Source organism: Saccharophagus sp. K07, assembly GCF_014336955.1.
Classification (GTDB): Bacteria; Pseudomonadota; Gammaproteobacteria; order Pseudomonadales; family Cellvibrionaceae; genus UBA5868.
The window spans coordinates 1,195,514-1,212,864 of the sequence record NZ_QRAI01000001.1; the positions used below are offsets into that span (position 1 = coordinate 1,195,514).

The following is a 17,351-nucleotide window of genomic DNA, read 5'->3' on the forward strand; positions in this document are numbered from 1 at the left end:
TTCTGAAAAAAGCAGCGCCTAGCGGTGCTTTTTTTATTGGTCGATCGTCAAAACATCCGGAAAAAGATCGCTGCGGACACTGGTATATCCCCTGGTTGGTAAAGCGATTATCAGGCAGGGATAGGTGAGCTGCATGGTTTGCATAGATCCTGGTACTGGTTGCTGTGCAGAGAGAGGCAGTGTAACTACGCCGTCAGCCACTTTGGCCGCTTCGCCGGCCAACGACAATGAATGACCTCCGGAAGGTTTTTGCCCCAGACTCACCAGAATCAAGCGTTCATCGGTTGAGATTTGCGGCGCTGTTTCCTCTTCCCAACGATTCGCCAATTTGCCGCCACCGCCGCTCAGTGCCGCCAATAAATTATGATCGATCGCATACAAACCCGCTTTTTCGTAAGAACACTGCTGCCCTTGAAAAACGCTGCGCACGGAGATGGTTCCATTGGTGCTGGTTGAGCATGCGCTGATACCCATCAGCAATGCAGAGGAGAGAGCAAACGAGGAGAGGGGCTTTTTCATTGTGTGTGTCCTGTATGGTGGTGCCAGATCAATTGAACCTAAAGGTTGCAAGCCTACCTAAGCAAAGGCCAACTGATTATTAATTTCTCAGTTTTATCCCATAGAATAACCGGTTTTTGCCTCCTGACTTCACATCACAAAGCGGAGCGGAAGTGAAGGAGAATAGCTTTATAGAGCACTTAAAGAGGAAATTTCCTTTTATGCCATTTGCTTTTTACCGACTGCGGAATACGCATATTGTCCTATTGGTGGTTTTGACGTTGATTGGCAATGTCGCGTACGCCTCAACAAGTTCTCGAATCGATTATCAAGTAGCCTTTTTACCAAGGGAAAAAAGCGCCGAGGTTCGCATTGAAATTGACCGAGCGGATTGGCTGAAGCAAGTGCGTTTCAATCTGAAAAAGCATGATCTAAAAGATATTAAACACAGCGGCAAGATTGAGCACAATGGGGGCGAATTGGTCTGGCGCCCGCAGAAAAAAGGCAAGGCTTTTTTCTCCTACAAAATTCTGCTTAATCATCAGCGCTCGTCGGGGGGCTATGATGCCTATATCACCGATGGCTGGACGCTTCTGCGCGGCGAGCATCTGGTACCACCCATCACAGCCTCCCGTATCAAAAAACGTGAGAGCGAGGTTTATATCCAATTCTCCTTGCCGGAAAAATGGACTTCCGTAAACGCCGGATGGGTGCCAACTGAAAATCGTCAAGTGTTTATTTTGAATAAACCCGACCGAATTTTGCCCCGACCGGATGGTTGGGTAATCGCAGGCCAATTGGGAACGCGGCGCGAGCAAATGAACAAAACGCTGCTCACTGTAAGCGCGCCGCGCGGGCATAATTTCCGCCAAATGGAATTGACGACTTTTCTGGGATTGATATGGAAACAGCTTGATGGATTATTTGCGAATATGCCGGAGAATCTTTTAATTGCCGGCGCGTCCGATCCCATGTGGCGCGGCGGTTTGTCCTCTCCCACTTCTTTGTATATGCACAGCGATCGTCCCCTGGTAAGTGAAAATGGCACCAGTACGGTACTGCATGAACTTTTTCATGTGATCTCAGGAATTCATGGCAAAAATGATCACGATTGGATAGCGGAAGGATTGGCGGAATATTATTCCGTCGAACTCCTTTTCCGCGCTGGCGGCTTTTCGTCAGAACGTCGCGAGAAAATTTTCAGCGGTTTGGCGGAATGGGGTAAAAACGTTAAAACATTGCGACAGGACAGATCATCGGGTCCGGTGACCGCTCGAGCAGCGGTATTTTTTAATGAGCTCGATCAGGAAATTCAGAAAAAATCGTCGGGGAGCTATCGCCTGGATAATCTGCTGCCCAAATTGGTTGAAACCAAATATGTGGAGTTGGCGGATCTTCAAAAACAATACAAAGCGTTACTCGGAGTGGATTCGCCACTATTAAATGGCGCATTGGTGAAATAACAATCTAAGTCGGCTTTGCCGGACGCAAACGCGCCAGGATAGATTCCAGATCTTCGCGGCTGACGGGTTTCACTAAGTGGCCGTCGCAACCCGCAGCTTGCGAGCGATTGCGATCGTGCTCCTGACCCCAGCCGGTTAATGCAACGATCAGAGTGTTGTGCGACCAGGCTTGTTGACGAATCCGCTGGGTTGCCTCGTAACCATTCAATAACGGCATGCCGATATCCATCAAAATCAGTTGCGGACGAAATTCCTCTGCCAGTTGGACTGCGCTGAGTCCGTCGTATGCGGTCTTTACCGAGTGCCCCATGATATCCAGCAGCATAGCCATCGAAGTGCAGGCATCCCGATTGTCATCGACGACCAGAATTTTGGCTTCGGGAATTGTTGCGAGTGGTTCCGAATAATTTCCTTGGATCTCTGTTTCCTGAAATTGAGATGGGAGTGGGAGGTGGACACTAAATCGGCTGCCACGACCCGGTCCGTCGCTTTGCGCCGTCACCCGCCCGCCGTGCATCTCCACCAGCGTGCGCACAAGAGCAAGACCAATGCCGAGACCCGCATTCGTCCGGTCAGATGAATGCACCTGGGAAAACATTTGAAACAGATTGGGCGCTGCGTGTGCGGGAAAACCTATGCCAGTATCGCGAACAGAGACAACAACTTCATTGCCTTTCACCTCCGCAGCAAACCATATTTGACCACCTGGTTCTGTGTACTTGATGCTGTTGGAGAGCAAGTTGCCAAACACCTGTGCAAGTCTGGTTAAATCCGCTTCCAGCAGTACATCGTCCGGAGCGAACTGCACAAATAGTTCATGCCCTGCTAATTCCAAAGCCGGACGCGTCGCTTCCAGTGCGTGATTTATGGCGTCATTAAGTGATACCCAACTTTTTTTCAGGTACAACTTGTTGCGGTTCATTCGCGAGACGTCCAGCAGATCGTCGATCAAGCGCACCATATGATTGAGTTGCCTGCCCATCATATCGCGTACTTTTTCCAGCAGTTCCGGTTTGTCTGATACCAATGACATGACTTGCAGTCCGTTGCGAATCGGCGCCAAGGGATTGCGCAATTCGTGGGCGAGCAGGGCAATAAATTCATCTTTTTGTCGGTCGGATACAGCGAGTTCTTCTGCTCGTTTTTGTAGTTCCAGCTCCAGTTTTTTATGTTCGGTTAAATCAATTCCGTGAACTAGAACGCCGCTTGGGCTGCCGTCGGTTGCTAATAAAGGTTCGTAGACCAAATCCAGCGTTTTTTTGATGGTTTCACCATTGCTGGATCGCAAAGAAATCGTGACTTCGTTGCCGATAAATGTCCGGCCGCTGCTGTAAACCCGATCCAATTTTTCCACAAAGCCCTGACCCGCCAGTTCCGGTGATACATCTTCCAGGCGTTTTCCGATAATGTCTCGCTGGCCGATCATATCCAAATAGCGTTCATTTGCTTTTTCGTAGATATGTTCGGAACTGCGTAGCACCGCCATAAATGCAGGGGAATGCTCAAAAAAGCCGATCAAACGCTCGCGTTCGGTATGCATGATTTCTAGCAGTTGTAAGGAATGTGCTTCTGCCTGTCTGCTGGCGGTGACGTCGACAAAAGTATTGATGGCGCCAATAACGTGTCTATGACGATTTAATATTGGATTGATATTGAACATTACAAAAATCCGGCTTCCATCCGGACGTTCCATTATCAATTCGGCATTGCGTATAGTTGCTCCTTTTTGCAAGACCTCAATCATCGGAATATCGCTGCGTGGACAGGGGCTTCCATCCAGATGAAATAAACGGTATGCCCCACAATATTTTTCTGCCGGTTCTTCGAGTCCGGGGGTGCGCCCCCATAGTTCCGCTGCCATGGTATTAAAGTGTTTGATCGTGCCGGAGGGAGCCTCGCAGATATAACAGGCAACCGGTAAAAGATCGATGAATGTTAAATCCAGATCCATCAATGTCTCGGTGTTCCGCGGTTCCGATGCGATTGAATTCATATTTGTCCTGAGGGCTGTGGTTGTCCTAAAGGTGTTTTGATTTTTGGAACAGTATAGGGAAAGGCAGTCCACAAAATCCATTTGTTCATGTGTTATCAAAATTTTTAATTAATATGTTGGCGCAAAAATTCGCGATAAGATCTTGATTGCCGTTCGTATCAAAAATGACTTGCGAGGCGAAACATAAGACACGTTCTGAGATGGCACATCTCTTGATGAATAACAAACGGAGTTGGATAGAGCGAAACACAATTATGCAAAAAATCTTTATGAAAAATAAAACGATATGGCGGGTTATTCTTGTGGTTGTTGTGATCGTTTCATGTGTCTGGATACTGGCGCCGTTGGGGGTTCGCTACTATTTGAACAATAAAATATTTGCTGATATGGGAAGTTATACCGGTTATGTAGAAGATGTGGATGTGAATCTCATAGCAGGTTCTTATGCCCTCAATAACCTGACTATATGGCCTAAAGATGGATACAAAGAGGTGCCGTTTTTTTACGCAGAAGAATTTTTTATCGGAGTGAGTTGGGAGGCATTGATTCGTGGAGAACTTCTGGCTACAGCAGCAGTTAAAAATGCAGAGCTCAACTTTTTGGATGCAGATAAATCCGAAAAGCCTCAAACGGGCAAGGGCACTGATTGGTGTGATGTTTTGGATGCTTTGATACCCATAACTCTTCATCGCTTTGAAGTGTCGGACAGTAGCATTACTTTCCAGAATTTTGACGCGCAACCCAATGTTGATGTTCGGGCAAGAGATATAGAGGCCGTTGTCACCAATTTAACCAATGTTAAAGACGCCGCCGGACGCAGAGTTGCCAAAGCCCAGCTGCAAGCAACCATACTGGAAGACGCTCCATTGATTGCCAACGCAGATTTTGATCCGTTCGATTTTAACGATTTTGTTTTTGCCGCCGAGCTTCAAAACATTGACCTTACACAGATCAATAATCTAACCATGCATTACGCCAATCTCGATTTTGCCAGCGGCCACGGCAATGTATTTGCAGAGTTGATTGCTGGAGACGGTAATCTTACCGGCTATATCAAACCACTCCTGGAAGATGTTGATATTGCGAGCTGGGAGCAGGATGTGGAGGAGCAGGGGGACAATCCGTTTCAGTTGTTATGGGAGGGCACATTGGGCTTTTTGAAAACCTTGTTTACCAATCCGAGCAGCAAACAATTCGCAACCCAAATCGATATTAGCGGTACTTTGGATAATACCCAAATCGATTCCTGGAAAGCGGTTTGGGGTGTTGTGAAAAACGCCTTTTTTCAAGCGCTTGAAGAAAATTTTGAAGAGATTACCCCTTTTACTAAAGGGGCATCCGAGGAAGACTAAAAACAAGTCCCTTTGCTGGAGTAAAAAAATTATTCGAAGGGGTAGCGAAAATCCCACTCTGCCCGCAAATTATCCATCAATTGCATAGTGGCAAGAGTTTCGTTGAGCGGAATGGTTTTGCTTTCCAGATCCCCTGCGCGGATGCAGTGCACGACTTCTGCGACCTGATAGATAAAACCGTTGCCGTGGTTTTCTTCCGTTATGGTGTCCGAGCGTTCGATAGTACGGCTGCCATTGTGAATATGAACTGTAAATGTGGTGCCTTGCTGGAAGTGAGGAAATTCAATATAACCTGATGAGCCATAGATCATGGCTTCCATTCTGGTCAAAAGAGCAAAGCTGGTATTAATGCTGGCGATAACGCCGGATTCGTACTGCAGCTGATAAGTCGCCAATTCGTCGACACCTGTGCTGGCCAAACGGCAGAAGGATTTGCTGGCCGTAGGTAGTGCGTCCAATAAAAAATTGACGAAAGTAATAGGGTAAATGCCCATATCTAAAGTCACGCCGCCGGCCAGCGCAGGATCTGTAAGGCGTGGCAAATATTGCGGATGGGCAATTCCGCCAAAAGAGATATTAAACAGTTTGATATCTCCAATCGCACCGCTTTGCAGTATCTGCTTAAGGCGAATCATGCTGGGAAGAAACCGTACCCAAATTGCTTCCATGACAAAACAACGTTTTTCGGCAGCCAGCTGGATAATTTCTTGCGCCTGTGTCGCGTTGACGGTAAATGGCTTTTCAATAAGAAGGTGTTTGTTATATCGCAGTGCCAATATGGCGTTTTCGTGGTGGAAGTTGTGTGTGGTTGCAATGTAGATAACATCTATGTCAGGTCTGCTAACCAAATCCTCGTAATTTGCAGCGGCCGTTATTCCGTATTGTTCGGCGAATTGACTGGCTTTTTCAAAACTCTTGGAGGCAACGGCGACCAGTTCGCTATCGGGGTCTAGCCGGACGGCGTCGGCCAATTTATGCGCTATAAGCCCGGCGCCAATAATGCCCCATCGAATAGGTTTTGCGGTCATAACAACTCCAAAGGTAGTTAAAGCGATAGGTTTGCAATCCTACCTTATGGATCTCGACCGCGAAAGGAACAGGCGTCGAGCGTATATGTAAAAGTGACTGCCGGATCAAGATGGCTCGGAGGGATGAGAGTGGGTTTCTGTCTCTTCGCGAGGGGCGGTTCCCCTGGTTGAAACGGCAAACTCTGCCGGTCGGATCTCCTCGCCAAAACGATCCGCGTAAATACGGGTAAACTCCGCGCCGTAAAGCAGAATCAGTGCGCCGTAGGTGACCCAAAGCATGATCAATACAATGCTGCCGGCTGCTCCGTACGTGGATGCCGGTGCGCTATGGCTGAAATAAAAACCGAGTGCGTATTTGGCCAAGGTGAATAAAACGGCCGTAACAAAAGCGCCTACCCAGACATCCTTCCAGCGGACTTCGGCATCCGGTAAGAATTTAAAGATAGCAGCGAATAGCGCAGTAACAGCCGAAACGGATACGCCTATATCGAGAAGACGAAACAATATTTTAAGTGCGGGGGAAAAATGTATGGCTACCCAATTGCTGACGAAGGCAAGCAGGGCGGACAATATAAGCGAAATCAGTAACAAAAAGCCGACCGTCAATATAAGTCCAAAGGAAAATACCCGGTCAAGAATCAGCTTAAGGAATTTTTGTTTCGGCTGCGGTTTGACTTCCCAAACAATATCCAAGGTTTGCTGCAACTGATAAAAAACACCAGTTGCACCAAATATCAGTGTGGCAATGCCAAATAAGGAGGCGGCCGTAAAACCTTCTTGTTCCCAAGCGCGCGCCAAAATGCCTGCGACGTCGCGCGCAGCTTCTGATCCAATTACTCCTTGAATTTCCGCAGTGATTCGCCGGGTGACTTCTTCTTTACCAAAAAAATAACCCGTCAGATTAACGATAATAACGAGAAGTCCCGGCAGCGAAAAAATGGTGTAATAAGAGATCACAGTGCTATTGCGAAACGGATCGCGCGACCACCAGCGGATAGTGGTTTCTTTGAAGAGCTGGGCAATTGTCTTGGTTTTTTTCCAGGCGCTCATATTGGACCCCAGGTTGCTTTTTGTTGTTTATTGCTCAATTTAGCCTCTGCCAAAGGTAGCTCATTAGAACTATAGCGAAATAAATAAGACCGAAGAGTAATAGGGCTATACCCGCCAGCACAAATATGGAGGTGGCAGCGGAGCGACGGTATGTTCGCGTCGGATTGGCTTCATAAGCATCTAACAATGAGGCGTTTTTTAAATTCGCTTTCCAAAAGAAATCGAAAATATCCCCCAGAATTGGAATGGCTCCGATCAGGCTATCAACTGCCACATTAACCAGCATGCGCAATAAGATCATTTTAGGAACGCCAAGCCTATAGGCTTGATAAATAATCAATGCGGATAAAAATCCGCCCGCTGCATCGCCCACACCGGGAATCAATCCCAGGACTCCATCCAACCCTATACGAAAACCGCCGGGTAGCGGAATGCTGCTGTCGAGGAGTCTGCTAAGCTTGTGATATGAGGCGCTGCTGTTACGTCTGTGCGTCTCCGGGTGATCAATCATAGGAACACTCCGTTGCGGCTCACATCTTTTTGTGGATAACTCCATTGATCGAGAGCAAAATTGAGGCCATGCACATTTGCAGCTGAGGCGGACCTTTAACCATCCTTGCGCGGGGATTAATGAGCTTCTTTGCAAATTCTTGTAAAAACGCCAATGAGCTTGATTTGGACCTATATGAAAAATTCCGGTCTAAATGTAATGCGTGAATCTAAATGCAATGTCTGAAAAAGCAATGCCTGTAAAGCAATACGGGATCGACCAATGACACTACAGGGCCCAGCGAAGACGATGTAGATGACAATGCTATGGGGAGCAAATGCGCGAAATACATATAGACCGAAAAATGCCCGCGCCGCCGTTTGCGTCGAGGCTGGGTGAAAAGGTTCAAAATGCCCGAGCCTTTGCTATGCGCGCCCATGGCTCGCAAAAATATGGCGATATGCCTTATGTCTTCCATCTGGATCAGGTTGTCGAGTTGCTTCAGGATTACGGAGAAGTAGCGCAGGTCATTGGCTATCTGCATGACTCCGTTGAAGATACTTCCATAAATATTGCGGATATAGAAAATGAATTCGGCGCTTTTGTGGCACATTGTGTGTCACTTGTTACAGACCCTCCCGGTCCAGACCGCGCATCGCGCAAAACTAAAACCTACGCGCGCCTTGCCACTGTAAAAGGCGAGGCCGAAATGGCCTTGATCGTAAAAGCCGCGGATCGTTTGGCCAACGTTCGTATGTGCGTCAAAGAAAATAATAAAAAGCTTCTTGAGGTGTATCGCAAGGAGCAACCGGTATTTTTCCAATCTGCCTATCGCCAAGGCTTGTGCGACGAATTCTGGCAGGAACTACAGCAACTTTTGCAATGATTGTTTCCGAGCTAGGTTTACCTTGGTCGTTAAGGTGAATATGCTTGGAACCCGTTTGGGCTTGTATGGTCTTCCCACGAGTTTGCTTCCGTCATAACAATCACTATCGCAAAAGGAGCGTAAATCCCATGCGTAACACAAGGTTTTTGTCCAAAAATAAATCCATTTGCAAAATGGCCTTATTGCCAATCGTTTTTTGGAGTACCACTAGCCTGGCCTCTTGGACGCTCAGCGGTGAAGAGTCCAGCCTTCATTATGTTTCCATCAAGGCTGACCAAGTTGGTGAACTGAATACCTTCAAACATCTGGAAGGAAAAATCAGTGATGCTGGAGAATTCGTGTTTTCGATTCATCTGGCCTCCGTGGAAACCTATATCCCAATTCGTAACGAACGCACGAATGAATTTTTGTTTGAGACAGCCAAATTTCCGTTGGCCACCGGAAAAGGAAAAGTGGATGCCTCTGTTTTGGCAAACTTGACCATTGGCGAAGTGAAGTCCATTAAGGTTCCGGTGCAGATCGATTTGCACGGTAAATCCGCCACCAAGGAAGTGGTATTTCAAGTAACCAAATTAAGTGCAGAGAAACTGTGGACAGTTACTCCGGCGCCTTTCCTGATTAATGCGGCTGAGTTTGATTTGAATGCCGGCGTCGACAAGCTTAAAGAGCTGGCAGGACTGCCAAACATTGCGAGGGCTGTACCAGTGACTGCCAGTCTGGTATTTACGCTCGATAAAGCCGCTAAAAAATAAACTGCGTTATAGGCAATTAGCCGGTCGAGGCAGACCGGCTATCTTGGCAGCGAGCTTTGGGGGGCTACCAGGGAAGAGGGTCAACAAATAGACGGATTTGCCTTTTTCGGCTCCCAGTTTCATGCCGACATATTTCACCAGTGGGCGCATTGCCGGCGACAAATCATAGGTCGCGTAATAATCGCGAATCACTTCAATAATTTCCCAATGAGCTTCTGTTAATTGGATACCTTCTTGCTGCGCAATTTGTGCAGCAACTTCGGGATTCCAATCATCGAGATTCAGCAAGTAGCCTTCTGCATCAGTTGCGTAGCTGCTCATGGCGATATGATCAGAACCAGGTTTGGATAGGATGATGTTGTTCCGTCAGGGCGACCATGCCGTCGTAATCAATGCTGGTTGCCCAGGATGGAAGGGAAATGCCACGAGCTTCTGCATGCTCTCCCAAAATATGAACGCTCAAGCCATTAAACACCTTTTCGCCCTGCTGGACCGCGTATACACCATCCGCTAATAGCAGCAGACTGTCGCCGGTCTGGGCAATGGCTAAACACTCCCGAATTGCAGGGCTACGAAAAGGTGATGTGCTGATAATGTGCAGCATGATCAGAAACTCAGAATATGGTCCGCGCCGGACATGATTTGCCGTATTTCGGAGTCCGTAACCTGGGTGCAGTTAATTGAGAGATACTGCGGATTGATGCGTCGCTCCTGCAAAGCTGATGTTTGCACGTACAGTTGATTGATGTCGTACATCTCCAGCGCCCGCAACATTTTCTCCATATTTTTACCTGCTGAAGGACGCTGGTTTGGCTGCAACTGCCAAACGCCATCACTCATAAAAATCACGCTGACGTTTTGATCGAAAATCGCTGCTGCCATAAGAGCATCCAGGCCCTCCTGCGCCATAGGTGAAGAGCAGGGGGCGGAGCGAAAGATAAAAAGCAGATTTTTATTCGTCATGGTATCAGGTGTTTCGCGGGGTCATGCAAAGGTGACGATTTTGTCTGAAGCGACCGCGGCGTCAATCAATTGCCCAAGGCCGGACAGATTGTATTCCGCAGGCAGTGTGATGGCCTCCCGCTGGTAGCGTTTGCCTTCGGCGGCGTCGATGATTCCTCGTTTTAACGCCGACGCGATGCACACGACTGAGTCGATTTTTTGCTCCGCGATAAATGCGCGCCACGCGGCGTAAATATCGGGTTCATCTTGCGGAATAACCGGATTCTGATTGGCAATCGTTACGCCGTCACCATAAAAAAACAGACGGTGGATTTTATGTTGCCTGCGAACCAATGCCTTGGCGAATTCCAGGGCGGTAACGGCCGTTGTCAGATTCTGCGGAGAGGTTTGAATCAGCAGGCTAAAAATCATGGATTGCTCCGGCTCAAGATTGCGCTTCACACTCGCGAAGTAAAAACCTTAACAGAGCTGAAAATGTGAAGGATATGAAATGAACAGGACAACAACTATGGAGGGGGAGTGGCGGTGGGCTAGGGATTCGAACCCCAGGAACCTCTCGGTTCAACGGTTTTCAAGACCGCCGCTTTCGACCACTCAGCCAGCCCACCGGAAGAGGCGCAATTATACATAGCTTTGCGCCTCCGACAAGAGATCATCCCTGATTTTTTTAAAAAATTATCCGACTGAAGCTTCCGAATTGGCGGACGAGTTCGCCGCCATATTTCCCGCAACCCTTGGGTCATTCGCAGGACGTGGCAATGGACGCGGATTGCGTTCGATGCTGACCGGCAAAGATGTATCCAAAGGACGAGATCTGGAAACGGTGTAAGGCACATTGGAAACTTCGGTATGAGTTACCGGCTTCGGATTTGCGCGCGGATCGTTCGCAGGTCGCGTGTACTGTTTTTCCGTAACACTGGCAATTTCAATCCGACTCTCAACTTCGACTTTGCCATGACCATTTGCATTGCTGCCATTGCCATTTAAAGCAACAACAGGTTCAGCGGGTTCCGCGGCATCGTTGCTGACAACTTCCTGAGCTACATGCACGCCTTCAACTGGCGTTACGGATTCAACAAATTGCACCTGGGCGGTTTCAGTCGCAACAGTATCAACCGCCTCTACGGCAGGGGAGGTATAAGACTGACTTTCCTCCAGAGCTGTTGAATCCGCAATCACCTCGGCAGCAGTTTCTTCTACAGCGACCACAGGTGATTCGTTCGCAGCGATCGCCGCGTCTTGTACGGGCTGCTCAACCACTGGTGGTTCGAACTTGGGTGCTCCAGCGGACGAGGCCACTTCTTCTGCTTCAACCACATTGGCGGTAGTTGCTGTCTCTACGGATGCAACTTCGCCCACTTCCAATCTGGGACCGCGTTGCCGTTCGTTATTGCGCGGCTTGCGGTTTTGGGGGCGTTTGGCCGGAGCATTGTCGTTGCCCTCGTTAGCAGAGACGGGCGCTAGGGGTTCTTTTGCTACGGATGCTGTCTCTACCGCTGTTGGAGTTGAGGATTGTTCATTTCCTTCACCTCTGCGGCGGTTACGACGATTGCGCCCACCGCGATCATTGCGATTGCCACCGTTGCCATTGTTGCGCTGCTGCTCGGTATTTTCGTTTTCTTTTGCTGCCGCCGCTTCCCGGTTGTAACTCAGGTTGTCGGTGATCTTGTCGCGGTTGCGCGCGTCGCGTGCATCTTTGCGGTCGCGCCTGTGATGGCGACGATTATCTGCATGCTTTTGTTGGCGAGTTGGTTCTACCTTTTGTGGCTGGCTTGGCTTAAACAAATCCGTAATGGCATTGATGATTTTGCTCAGTAGGCCTGGACCTGATTTCTGCGCAGGAGCCGCAGCTTCTACGGGGCGCTCAGGAACAGGCATGGCAGGTGTAGAGTGCTGTACGGACGGTTTGGGCAACTGCACAGTACTGGAACGCGCATCAATTGCTTCTTCCAGCTCTTCTTCGGTGGTGTGGAAAGTGATCTTGTAGCTTTCCTGCACCTCTTCACCCAGATCGTCGTCGCGCAAGCGCATGACTTGGTAGTGCGGAGTGACCATATCGGCGTTCGGCAAAATGACGACGCGCGCGTGGTGCCGTTGTTCAATGCTGAGAATCGCGTTGCGCTTTTCGTTCAGCAGGAAGGTGCCAACGGTAACCGGAACAATTGCGCGAATTTCCGCGCTGCGCTCTTTTTTCGCTTCTTCTTCAACCAGGCGCAAAATAGAGAGTGCCAATGATTTGGTGCTGCGAATGGTGCCTTGGCCGGCGCAACGGGGGCAGACTTTGGAGGTGGTTTCTTCCAAGGAAGGGCGCAAACGCTGGCGCGACATTTCCAACAGGCCGAAGCGTGAGATGCGGCCGATCTGCACACGCGCACGGTCCATGCTGAGGGCTTCGCGCATACGGTTTTCGACTTCGCGCTGGTTTTTAACCGGCTGCATGTCGATAAAGTCGATCACGATCAAACCGCCGATATCGCGCAAACGCATCTGCCGAGCGATTTCGTCCGCCGCTTCCAGGTTCGTGGCAAGGGCGGTTTCTTCGATATCTGCACCTTTGGTGGCGCGTGAGGAGTTGATGTCGATACTGACCAGTGCTTCGGTTACGTCGATCACGATAGCGCCACCAGAAGGCAATTTCACTTCACGCTGGAAGGCGGTCTCGATCTGACCTTCAATCTGGAATCGATTGAAGAGCGGAACCGGCTCATCGTAGAACTTCACCTTATGCTTGTTGTGCGGCATTACACGCTGCATGTAGTCCAGGCAGTCGTTGTAAGCCTCTTTGTTGTCGACGATAACCTCGCCGATATCGGGGCGCAGATAGTCGCGAATGGCGCGGATAATGACGTTGCCTTCCTGCCACAGGAAGTGCGGGGCTTTGACTTCATCGGCTTGTTTTTTGATGGCGTCCCACAGCTGGATCAGGCTGTTAAGGTCCCACTGCAGATCTTCAGCGCTGCGACCGACACCCGCTGTGCGGACTATAACGCCCATACCATTTGGCACTTCCAGCTGACTCAAGGCGTCTTTCAGTTCACTGCGATCATCGCCATCGATACGTCGGGAAATTCCACCAGCGCGGGGGTTGTTGGGCATTAATACCAAATAACGGCCCGCCAGGCTGATAAAGGTTGTCAGGGCAGCGCCTTTATTGCCGCGCTCTTCTTTTTCGACCTGAACCAGAACTTCCATACCTTCTTTGATGACATCCTTGATGCGCGCGCGGCCATCGATGTCTTGGCGGATGAAGTATTCGCGGGAAATCTCTTTGAGAGGGAGGAAACCATGACGCTCAGCGCCATAGTCAACAAATGCAGCTTCCAAGCTGGCTTCGACGCGGGTAATTCTTCCTTTGTAGATATTGGCTTTCTTTTGTTCTCTCTGGCGGTCTTCTATATCGAGGTCGTATAACCACTGACCATCAACCAAGGCAACCCGTATTTCTTCGGGCTGGGTTGCGTTTATTAACATTCTCTTCATTAGCGGATCTCTGTTAAGAAATCAGCTTTAGCGAGAAACACCCTCGGAGACAATCGGAGATGGAATGCCGCAGGAAGAAGATAGTGGACCGTTCTTACAGGTGTGATACGCCTTAGAGCACGCACGCCAAACCGGCAGCGTCTTGGAAGCTGCAAAGTATGGGTGAGATATCAGCAAGCTAACGGCTCGCTGGATGAATCCTAGGGGATTCAAAAGGTGGCTTAAGGTCTGGTCTGCTGTCAGTCTTTTCAAACTATTGTCTTCAGTAGGCGGGAGATGCTGGCGTTACGCTGTGCGCAAGTCCTCGGTAGCGTTTCGTTGTGTTTGCAAGACGTAATCGACGAAATTTGCATTCACAAGTTGTGCCGGGCTTGGTTTTTATATTGCGGTGCTATTCGCGGAATCTAACCAATACAACTGTGATGATTGCCCAGGCTCAAGATCTGCTACTCAGATCTCCTTATTCTTCTTGATTTTCTCTTACAGGTGCGCCCTCTAAAGCGCTGATTTCGATCTTTGTTAGTTTTGTCCGGCCGGATTGCCAGACGCCTTCAACGTTCTTAAGTTGGCCTTTAACAGCGGCCATACGCAGGCTGGAAGTTTCCTCGGAGACGCTTCAGGTTTCGCCAGGTTATCTTGTGGCAGAAGCGGTGGAGTTCCAGGACCCACGTTTCTGGAATATAGCAGCTCCCTACTTGCGTTTCAATTTGAGATGCGCTGAAGAGAAGTCAAGACGGAAGTATTCTGCAGGCTTAATGGGCAAGAGCTGGTAAGATGCCGCTTTTTGTTTAGAGGTCACCATGTCGTCCCAGGTCCAACTGTTTACCGTAGAAGCTGATGAAGAAGGGCAGCGGTTGGACAACTATTTGCTGTCGCGCCTGAAAGGGATGCCCAAGTCCGCCTTGTACCGTGTCATTCGCAAAGGGGAAGTACGTGTCAACAAGGGCAGGGCTAAGCCGGACAGGCGTCTGCAGGCGGGCGATCTTATTCGTGTGCCGCCATTGAGGTTAAGTGAGCCGCGGGCAGTAGCAGCTCCGGGCCATTCGCTGGTGCAGTATCTGGAGCAGGCCATTCTCTACGATCAGGACGGATTGCTGATTATTAACAAGCCTGCCGGGCTGGCTGTGCATGGCGGCAGCGGAGTCAGCATTGGGTTGATTGAAGCGCTGCGGCAAATGCCCGGCAACCACGGTTTCCTCGAATTGATTCACCGCCTTGACCGGGAAACCTCCGGTTGCGTAATGGTCGCCAGAAAGCGCTCCGTGCTGAAGTATTTTCAGGAGGCGCTGCGCGAGCGGGAAGGAGTGAAAAAGTCCTATCTTGCCTTGGTTCAGGGGCGCTGGCCGAAAAACACACCAGTTGTCGACGTCCCGCTAAAGCGCTTTCTGCAGAACAATGGTGAACGCATTGTGCGGGTCAATGACGAGGGCAAACCTTCGCAGACGCGCTTCGATGTATTGGAAAGCTTCCCTCAGGCAACCTTGGTCAGAGCTTTTCCCATTACGGGGCGCACCCATCAAATTCGTGTGCACGCGCTTTACAAAGGTTGTCCGCTGGTGGGTGACGAAAAATACGGTGATACGCCGTTAAACGATCAATTCCGGGCGCTGGGTAGCCGCCGGTTGTTTCTACATGCGGAGCGGTTAGATGTTGTATTGCCGGACGGCAACTCACTATCGGTGGAAGCGCAGCTTCCAGACGAACTGCAAAACCTGCTACTAGAATTACGCAAATCCCCTTGAGTGTAATTTATGTTGTTTATCTTCGATTGGGACGGCACTTTGTGTGATTCCACGGGCAAGATTGTGCGTTGCATGCAGCTTGCTGCTCACAAGCTAGGTCTGCCAGATTTGCATGACGTGCAGGTCTTGGAAATTATCGGTTTAGGATTGCCAGAGGCGGTCAATCGATTGTTTCCAGGGATTTCCGCGGCGACGGCGGAAGCACTGAAGCAGGAGTATTCTGAGTTTTTCCTCGAAGATACCACTCCGATGCCGTTTTTTAATGGTGTTGAAGAAACCTTGCACCGATTGCGTGGCTCTGGCTATCAGCTGGCGATTGCAACTGGCAAAAGTCGCCGAGGGCTGAATCGAATTTTGGAAGACATGGGACTGCAAAACTTTTTTCACGCAAGTCGCTGCGCCGATGAGACCTGCTCCAAGCCGGATCCCAAAATGTTGCTGGAGTTGTTAACCGAATTCCGGCGACCCGCTGATCAGGCGGTGATGGTCGGTGATACCGAGTTTGATATGGAGATGGCGCGCCGCGCCGATATGCCGCGCGTTGCGGTAAGTTACGGCGCGCATGCGATTGACCGATTGCGCGCTTACGAGCCGCGACTCTGCATAGATTACTTCCCTGACATCATGAGCCTTTGTTGAATCGGAGCTTTAGGAGAACCACATGTGGAGCTCGAATAAAAAATCTCCAATTGATGCCAGTGATCCCAACAGGGATTGGCGCCTGCTAGAGGATCTGTTGCGAGATACGTTTAGTGAGCAGAAAAAAACTCGCCGCTGGGGCGTGGTGTTTAAGCTGCTGACCTTTGTGTACCTCTTTATTTTGCTGGCCATGTTTTTCTCGGCGCGATCCGGCACCGGTATGGCGGTCCCCTATGCCAAGCCACATGTTGCCGTTGTTCGACTGGAAGGTGTTATTGCTGCTGATAAAGAGGCGAGCGGTGGGCGAATCAATGAAGCATTGCGCAACGCTTTCAAAAGTGAACACTCCAAAGCTGTTGTTCTTGCCATCAATAGCCCGGGTGGCAGCCCTGTTCAGTCAGGTTATATCTATGACGAAATCCGCCGCTTGAGAACTCTTCACCCTGATAAAAAAGTGTATGCCGTGATCGCGGATATAGGCGCGTCTGGCGGATATTACGTGGCGTCTGCTGCCGACGAAATTTATGCCGATAAATCGAGTTTGGTTGGCTCAATTGGTGTGACGGCGTCTGGATTTGGATTTGTGGATGCCATGGAAAAACTCGGCATCGAGCGGCGCCATTTTACGTCGGGTGCACATAAAGCCTTTTTGGACCCGTTTTCTCCCGTCAAAGAAGATGAGCGACTTTTTTGGCAGGAAGTGTTGCACAACACTCATCAGCAATTTATTGCCGCAGTAAAAGCTGGGCGGGGTGATCGTTTGGAAATAACGGATGAAATTACTAGTGGTCTTATTTGGAATGGAGAGCAGGCTTTGTCTCTTGGTTTGATCGATGGTTTAGGTAGTGTGCGGTCTGTCGCACGAGAAATTGTCGGTCAGGAAGAATTACGGGATTACACCATCAAAAATTCGCCGCTGAAAATGTTGTTGGAAGATTTAGGGGTGTCGATTGGGCGCGGGTTGGCGATGGTTTTGAAAGAAGATTCTTTCTTGCGCCTGAATTAAGCGATAAGT

The 17,351-nt window shown here is 49.5% G+C and carries 17 protein-coding genes and 1 tRNA gene; 7 read left to right on the top strand and 11 right to left on the bottom strand.

The annotated features are described in order from the left end of the window. Positions 1 to 33: 33 nt before the first annotated feature. Complete coding sequence (locus DWB84_RS05090) at positions 34 to 519, bottom strand: protease complex subunit PrcB family protein (RefSeq protein ID WP_187408635.1); 486 nt, start codon at positions 517 to 519, stop codon at positions 34 to 36. 200 nt (positions 520 to 719) lie between these two features. On the opposite strand from DWB84_RS05090, the gene DWB84_RS05095 reads away from it, so the two are divergent. Then, complete coding sequence (locus DWB84_RS05095) at positions 720 to 1,961, top strand: hypothetical protein (protein ID WP_187408636.1); 1,242 nt, start codon at positions 720 to 722, stop codon at positions 1,959 to 1,961. Positions 1,962 to 1,965: 4 nt separating this feature from the next. On the opposite strand, the gene DWB84_RS05100 is transcribed toward DWB84_RS05095, so the two are convergent. After that, complete coding sequence (locus tag DWB84_RS05100; protein WP_187408637.1) at positions 1,966 to 3,954, bottom strand: ATP-binding protein; 1,989 nt, start codon at positions 3,952 to 3,954, stop codon at positions 1,966 to 1,968. A 254-nt stretch (positions 3,955 to 4,208) separates the two neighbouring features. Here DWB84_RS05100 and DWB84_RS05105 point away from each other — a divergent pair, with 254 nt between their 5' ends. Further along, the gene (locus DWB84_RS05105) at positions 4,209 to 5,306 is read left to right on the top strand and encodes a DUF748 domain-containing protein (RefSeq protein WP_187408638.1); all 1,098 of its coding nucleotides are present in this window, start codon (positions 4,209 to 4,211) and stop codon (positions 5,304 to 5,306) included. A gap of 29 nt (positions 5,307 to 5,335) precedes the next feature. On the opposite strand, the gene DWB84_RS05110 is transcribed toward DWB84_RS05105, so the two are convergent. The 3 genes from DWB84_RS05110 to DWB84_RS05120 form a co-directional block, all read right to left on the bottom strand. Next, positions 5,336 to 6,334 (bottom strand): Gfo/Idh/MocA family protein, encoded by a 999-nt coding sequence (locus DWB84_RS05110; protein ID WP_187408639.1) that lies wholly within the window; start codon positions 6,332 to 6,334, stop codon positions 5,336 to 5,338. A gap of 105 nt (positions 6,335 to 6,439) precedes the next feature. Beyond that, complete coding sequence (locus DWB84_RS05115; RefSeq protein WP_187408640.1) at positions 6,440 to 7,384, bottom strand: YihY/virulence factor BrkB family protein; 945 nt, start codon at positions 7,382 to 7,384, stop codon at positions 6,440 to 6,442. 34 nt (positions 7,385 to 7,418) lie between these two features. Next, the gene (locus DWB84_RS05120; RefSeq protein ID WP_187408641.1) at positions 7,419 to 7,895 is read right to left on the bottom strand and encodes a DUF4112 domain-containing protein; all 477 of its coding nucleotides are present in this window, start codon (positions 7,893 to 7,895) and stop codon (positions 7,419 to 7,421) included. A gap of 316 nt (positions 7,896 to 8,211) precedes the next feature. Between DWB84_RS05120 and DWB84_RS05125 the strand changes: the two genes are divergently transcribed. Beyond that, positions 8,212 to 8,760 carry an HD domain-containing protein gene (locus tag DWB84_RS05125; RefSeq protein ID WP_222868005.1) on the top strand — a complete coding sequence of 183 codons (549 nt, stop codon included), beginning with the start codon at positions 8,212 to 8,214 and terminating at the stop codon, positions 8,758 to 8,760. Positions 8,761 to 8,888: 128 nt separating this feature from the next. Next, positions 8,889 to 9,512 carry a YceI family protein gene (locus tag DWB84_RS05130; protein WP_187408642.1) on the top strand — a complete coding sequence of 208 codons (624 nt, stop codon included), beginning with the start codon at positions 8,889 to 8,891 and terminating at the stop codon, positions 9,510 to 9,512. Between the two features lie 6 nt (positions 9,513 to 9,518). Here the strand turns inward: DWB84_RS05130 and DWB84_RS05135 are convergent, their stop codons facing one another. The 6 genes from DWB84_RS05135 to rne all read right to left on the bottom strand — a co-directional run bounded on the left by DWB84_RS05135 (position 9,519) and on the right by rne (position 13,955). Then, positions 9,519 to 9,833, bottom strand: coding sequence for a TusE/DsrC/DsvC family sulfur relay protein (locus DWB84_RS05135; RefSeq protein WP_187408643.1), 315 nt, complete (start codon positions 9,831 to 9,833; stop codon positions 9,519 to 9,521). A 10-nt stretch (positions 9,834 to 9,843) separates the two neighbouring features. Next, positions 9,844 to 10,116 (bottom strand): sulfurtransferase complex subunit TusB, encoded by a 273-nt coding sequence (tusB, locus tag DWB84_RS05140; RefSeq protein ID WP_187408644.1) that lies wholly within the window; start codon positions 10,114 to 10,116, stop codon positions 9,844 to 9,846. 2 nt (positions 10,117 to 10,118) lie between these two features. Continuing rightward, positions 10,119 to 10,475 carry a sulfurtransferase complex subunit TusC gene (gene tusC / locus DWB84_RS05145; protein WP_187408645.1) on the bottom strand — a complete coding sequence of 119 codons (357 nt, stop codon included), beginning with the start codon at positions 10,473 to 10,475 and terminating at the stop codon, positions 10,119 to 10,121. A 21-nt stretch (positions 10,476 to 10,496) separates the two neighbouring features. Next, positions 10,497 to 10,886: a sulfurtransferase complex subunit TusD gene (gene tusD, locus DWB84_RS05150; RefSeq protein WP_187408646.1), complete on the bottom strand. Its 390-nt coding sequence runs from the start codon at positions 10,884 to 10,886 to the stop codon at positions 10,497 to 10,499. Between the two features lie 109 nt (positions 10,887 to 10,995). Next, a tRNA-Ser gene (locus DWB84_RS05155) sits at positions 10,996 to 11,083 on the bottom strand. Between the two features lie 67 nt (positions 11,084 to 11,150). Continuing rightward, positions 11,151 to 13,955: a ribonuclease E gene (gene rne / locus DWB84_RS05160; protein WP_187408647.1), complete on the bottom strand. Its 2,805-nt coding sequence runs from the start codon at positions 13,953 to 13,955 to the stop codon at positions 11,151 to 11,153. A gap of 800 nt (positions 13,956 to 14,755) precedes the next feature. Here rne and DWB84_RS05165 point away from each other — a divergent pair. Genes DWB84_RS05165 through sppA form a run of 3 tightly spaced genes read left to right on the top strand, consistent with a single transcriptional unit; the run spans position 14,756 to position 17,342 of the window. After that, positions 14,756 to 15,697, top strand: coding sequence for an RluA family pseudouridine synthase (locus DWB84_RS05165; protein WP_187408648.1), 942 nt, complete (start codon positions 14,756 to 14,758; stop codon positions 15,695 to 15,697). Positions 15,698 to 15,706: 9 nt separating this feature from the next. Then, on the top strand, positions 15,707 to 16,336 hold the full coding sequence (locus DWB84_RS05170) for an HAD-IA family hydrolase (RefSeq protein WP_187408649.1): 630 nt from the start codon (positions 15,707 to 15,709) through the stop codon (positions 16,334 to 16,336). Positions 16,337 to 16,358: 22 nt separating this feature from the next. Further along, positions 16,359 to 17,342, top strand: a complete 984-nt coding sequence (gene sppA, locus DWB84_RS05175; protein WP_187408650.1) for a signal peptide peptidase SppA — start codon at positions 16,359 to 16,361, stop codon at positions 17,340 to 17,342. The last annotated feature ends 9 nt before the right edge of the window (positions 17,343 to 17,351 follow it).